Below are 5,388 nucleotides of genomic sequence, written 5' to 3' on the forward strand. Positions count from 1 at the left end.
CCATCAACCCAGCCGCCATACCCACCCACTGCGCCCCCTGACCCGGGAACACGAACACCACACCACGGCGCTCCCTCTCAGCACCCGTGACAAGCTGCGGTGCCTCCTCGCCCTCCGCGAGGGCAGCCAGACCCGACAGCAACTCCTCCCGCCCAGAGCCCAACACCACCGCACGGTGCGCCAACGCCGAACGCGTCGCGGCCAACGACCACCCCACATCCACCGGCGACGCCGACTCGCCCACGTGCGACATCAGCCGAGCCGCCTGGCCACGCAGCGCCGCCGCCGTCTTGCCCGAGAGCACCCACGGCACCACCGGCACCGTCGGCATCACCACAGGATCCGGGGCCGCCACCGGCTCGGACTCCTCCGCCTGCTCCAGCACCACGTGCGCGTTCGTGCCACTGATCCCGAACGAGGACACACCCGCCCGCCGCGGCCGACCCGTCTCCGGCCACGACTGCTGCTCGGTGACCAGCTCGACAGCCCCCGCCGACCAGTCCACCTGCGGCGTCGGCTCATCCACATGCAACGTCTGCGGCAGCACACCCTCCCGCATCGCCATCACCATCTTGATCACACCCGCCACACCCGCCGCCGCCTGCGTATGGCCGATGTTCGACTTGATCGCACCGAGCCAGACGGGGCGGTCCGCGGGCCTGCCGCGGCCGTACGTCGCCAGCAGCGCCTGCGCCTCGATGGGGTCGCCCAGCGCGGTGCCCGTGCCGTGTGCCTCCACGGCGTCCACGTCCGCCGCCGACAGGGCGGCGTTCGCCAACGCCGCTCGAATGACGCGCTGTTGGGACGGCCCGTTCGGCGCGGTCAGGCCGTTGGACGCGCCGTCCTGGTTCACCGCGCTGCCCCGCACCACCGCGAGTACCTCATGGCCCAGGCGTCGGGCGTCGGACAGGCGCTCCACCAGCAGCATGCCGACACCCTCGCCCCAACCGGTGCCGTCCGCGCCCGCCGCGAACGCCTTGCACCGGCCGTCCGCCGCGAGGCCCCGCTGCCGGGAGAACTCGGCGAAGATGCCGGGGGTCGTCATCACCGTGACGCCGCCTGCGAGTGCCAGGTCGCACTCGCCGGTGCGCAGCGCCTGCACCGCGAGGTGCAGGGCCACCAGGGATGAGGAGCATGCGGTGTCCACCGTGACCGCGGGTCCTTCGAGGCCCAGGGTGTAGGAGATGCGGCCGGATATCACGCTGGCCGCGTTGCCGGCCCCCATGTACCCTTCCACGTCGTTCTCGGAGCGGGCCAGAAGGGCCGGGTAGTCCTGGCCGTTGGTGCCGACGAACACGCCGGTCCTGCTGCCCTTCGCCGACCCGGTGGGGATGCCGGCCCGCTCGAACGTCTCCCAGGAGGTCTCCAGGAGCAGCCGCTGCTGCGGGTCCATCGCCAGCGCCTCACGCGGGGAGATCCCGAAGAACCGTGCATCGAATTCCCCGACATTGCCGAGGAAGGCGCCTTCCCTGACATACGACTTGTCGCTCTGGTCCGGGTCCTCGTCGTAGAAGGATTCGTTGTCCCAGCCGCGGTCCTCGGGGAACTCCGTCACCGCGTCGCGGCCTTCGGAGAGCAGGTGCCACAGCTCCTCGGGCGACCGTACGCCGCCCGGGAAACGGCAGCTCATCCCGACGATGGCGATCGGTTCGCGGTCCTTGTCCTCCTTGGCCTTGAGGCGCTCCTGCACCTCGTCGAGATCGGCCGTCACCCGCTTGAGGTAGGACAGCAACTTCTGCTCGTTCGACGCACTAGACACGAAAGTTTCCTCAGATCCTTGCCGGTCGGCCGATCAACGCTTGCCGTATTTGTTGTCGATGTAGTCGAACAATTCGTCCACCGTGGCGGTTTCCAGGTCGTCCACCGATGCGGCGCTGCGGCGGTCCGCGACCGCCGACAGGAGGACGCTCAGCCTGCTCTCGATCCCCGCGTACGTTCCGTCGTCGAGCGAGACGTCGGAGAGCGCCCATTCCAGCCGGTCGAGTTCCGCGAGGACGGACTGGCCGCCCGTCTCGTCGCCGAGGAGTTCGCCCAGCACGTACCCGGCGAGTGCCCTCGGGTTCGGGTGGTCGAAGATCAGTGACGGCGGGAGGTTCAGTCCCGTCAGCAGGTTGAGGAGATTGCGCAGTTCGACCGCCGTCAGGGAGTCGAAGCCGATCTCGTTGAAGGAGCGTTCCTCCTCGACCTCGTCGGCGGAGGAATGGCCGAGGACGAGGGCCGCCTGGGTGCGAACGAGGTCGAGGGCCGCGGCCTGCCTGGCGGGTTCGGGCAGCTCGCGCAGCCGTTGGGCGAGCGAGGACGGCGTCTCAGTGGCTGCGACGGTGGCCGCGAGCGCTTCGCGGACCCGCTGCGCCTCCGGCAGGTCGTCGATGAGCGTGTTGGGCCGCACCACGCTCAGGGCGGTGGTGAAGAGCTCCCAGTCGATGTCGGCGACGGCCACATTGGTCTCGTCCTGTTCGACGGCCCGCTGCAGTGCCGCGATGGCCGACTCCGGTGACATGGGCGGTAGTCCACCGCGGGCTGTCCGCTCGGCGGCCGCCCCGTCCTGGGCCATACCGGCCCCGCCGCCCCAGGAGCTCCAGGCGACCGACGTGGCGGGCAGCCCCTGCCCACGCCGGTACTGGGCGAAGGCGTCGAGGAACGCGTTGGCCGCCGCGTAGTTGCCCTGGCCACTGCTGCCCACGGTGGCCGCGAGGGAGGAGAACATGACGAAGAAGGAGAGGTCCTTCTCCCGGGTCAGTTCGTGCAGGTGCCAGGCGGCCGAGACCTTCGGCTCCTCCACCCGGTCGAAGCGGTCCGCGGTCAGTCCTTCGAGGACACCGTCGTCCAGAATGCCCGCGGTGTGCACCACTCCCGTCAGCGGCAGCTCCGCGGGGAGCGACGCGAGCGCGTCACTCAGTGCCTCCCGATCGGAGACGTCGCACGCCACCAGGGACACCCCGCTGCCCAGTTCTTCCAGCTCTGCGACCAGTTCGGCGGCTCCTGGCGCGTCCTTGCCGCGGCGGCCGAGCAGCATCACGTGCTCCGCTCCGCCTCGGGCGAGCCAGCGCGCCACTCGACCACCCAGTGCGCCGGTGCCGCCGGTGACCACGACCGATCCACCGGTCTGCCACGGGCGGTCGCCACCCGACCGCCGTGCCGCGCGTTCCAGGCGTCGTACGAACACACCCGAGGAACGCACCGCGATCTGGTCCTCATGTCCGTCCGGCGCGGCCAGCACGCCCACCAGCGCGGTGCCGCACCGGTCGTCGAGTGTCGCAGGCATGTCCACCAGGCCGCCCCAGCGCTCCGGGTACTCCGAGCGGGCCACCTGCCCCACGCCCCAGGCCCGTGCCGCCATCGGGTCACGAAGCGCGTCGTCGGGGCCCACCGACACGGCTCCGTCGGTGACCGCCCACACCCTCGCTGCCACGCCGGCGGCGCCCAGGCCGACCACCGCCTGTGCCAGCGTCACCGCGTCCAGCGCGCACAGCACGCCGTCGAACGGCTCCCCCGACTCAGCCAGTTTCGTCACGGACTCCGTCCAGCCGTCCTCGACCACCACCGTGGCGGTGTCCGCGCCGTGCGCCGTGAGCACACCGGCGAGCCACTCGGCCGGTTCCCCGCCCGCCTCGGGCGCGGCGACGACCAGCCACCGGCCGGACAGCCGTGCCGGGCGGCTGCCCGGCCAGGAACGCCACACCACCTGGTAGCGCATGGAGTCCACGCGGGAGCGCTCCGTCTCGCCCCGCCGCCAGGCGGACAGCGCGGGCAGTACGTCCACGAGCCGTGCCTGGCCCGAGAACTCCGCCGACGTGCCGAGCCCCTCCAGGCCCGCCAGGTCGCCTTGCCCCACGGCCTCCCAGAACCGGGCGTCGACACCATCCGCCGTTCCGGCTTCGGAGCCGTACCCGGCTCCGGACGATGCCTGCCCGCGCGGCCAGTAGCGCTCGTGCCGGAACGCGTACGTGGGCAGGTCGACGAGCCCGCCGTGTCCGCCGCCGGAAAACATGGCCGCCCAGTCGACGTGCCCGCCACCGCTCGTGTGCACGGTGGCGGCGGCGCCGAGCACCGTCAGCCGCTCGCTCCGGCCGGCCCGCAGCGAGGGTGCGAACACCGCGTCGTCGCCTTCGGGTAGGCATGCCCGTCCGAGGGCCGAGAGCACTCCGTCCGGCCCCACCTCCACGAAGGTGCGCACGCCGTTCTCACCGAGGCACGCCATCCCGTCGGCGAACCGCACTGCGTGACGCACCTGCCGCACCCAGTACTCGGGATCCCGGAGCTCCTCGCCCGAGGCGAGGCGACCGGTCACGTTCGACACGAGGGGGATCCTCGGGGCATGGAACGTCAACCGTTCCGCCACCGAGCGGAAGTCGTCGAGCATGGCGTCCATGTGCGGCGAGTGGAAGGCGTGGCTCACACGCAGCCGCTTGGTCTTGCGGCCCTCCGCCTCGAAACGTCCGGCGATCCGCAGGACGTCCGCCTCGTCGCCCGAGATCACCGTGGCGTCCGGCCCGTTGAGCGCGGCGACGGAGACGGCGTCCGTCAGGAGCGGCAGCACCTCGTTCTCCGCCGCCTGGAGCGAGACCATCGCCCCACCGGCCGGGAGCGTCTGCATCAGACGCCCCCGGGCCGCCACCAGAGCGGCAGCGTCTTCGAGGGACAGCACCCCTGCCACGTACGCGGCCGACAGCTCACCGACCGAGTGCCCGAGCAGATAGTCCGGGCGCACGCCCCACGAATCCAGCAGCCGGAACAACGCGACATGGAACGCGAAGAGCCCGGCCTGTGTGTGCTCCGTGTGCTCCAGGGCCTCCGCGTCGTCGAAGACGACCTCCCGTACGGGCCTCTGCCGCAGCGGGTCCAGCTGGGCGCAGACCTCATCGAACGCCTCCGCGAATGCGGGATATGCCTCGTACAGCTCCCGTCCCATTCCTGGCTGTTGGCTGCCCTGTCCGGAGAGGAGGAAGCACAGATCCTGCTCACGGGCCGTGCCGGATGCGACGCCGGGGGCGGGCCGTCCGGCCGCCAGCTCCGCGAGTCCGGCGAACAGCTCCGCCCGGTCCGCGCCCAGCACCACCGCCCGCTGGTCGAACGACGCCCGTGTAGTCGCCAGTGCCCGGCCGATGTCGGCCACGGGAACCGCCGTGTTCTCCGGTTCCGCGAGGAAGGCGTGTAGCCGGTCGGCCTGTGCGCGCAGCGCCTCGGTCCCGCGCGCCGACAGCACCCAGGGGACCACCGTCCCGTCCGGCAGCGGTGTCCGGGCAGGGCCGCCGGACTCCGCCGGTGCCACGGCGTCCGGCTGCTCCAGGACCACGTGGGCGTTCGTGCCGGAGACCCCGAACGACGAGACCCCCGCGCGGCGGGGACGCCCAGCCGTCGGCCATGCCCGCTGTTCGGTGAGCAGTT

1 protein-coding gene and 1 pseudogene are annotated in these 5,388 nt (G+C 71.8%); both read right to left on the minus strand.

Going from position 1 to position 5,388, the window contains the following annotated elements; translation table 11 throughout:
* On the minus strand, nucleotides 1–1,759 hold a 1,759-nt coding region (locus ABEA26_RS34710), incomplete at its 3' end, for a type I polyketide synthase (protein WP_345597893.1).
* Nucleotides 1,760–1,993: 234 nt separating this feature from the next.
* A pseudogene (locus ABEA26_RS34715) lies at nucleotides 1,994–5,388 on the minus strand (SDR family NAD(P)-dependent oxidoreductase); the annotation flags it as partial.

This window comes from Streptomyces marokkonensis (genome assembly GCF_039539045.1).
Lineage (GTDB): Bacteria > Actinomycetota > Actinomycetes > Streptomycetales > Streptomycetaceae > Streptomyces > Streptomyces marokkonensis.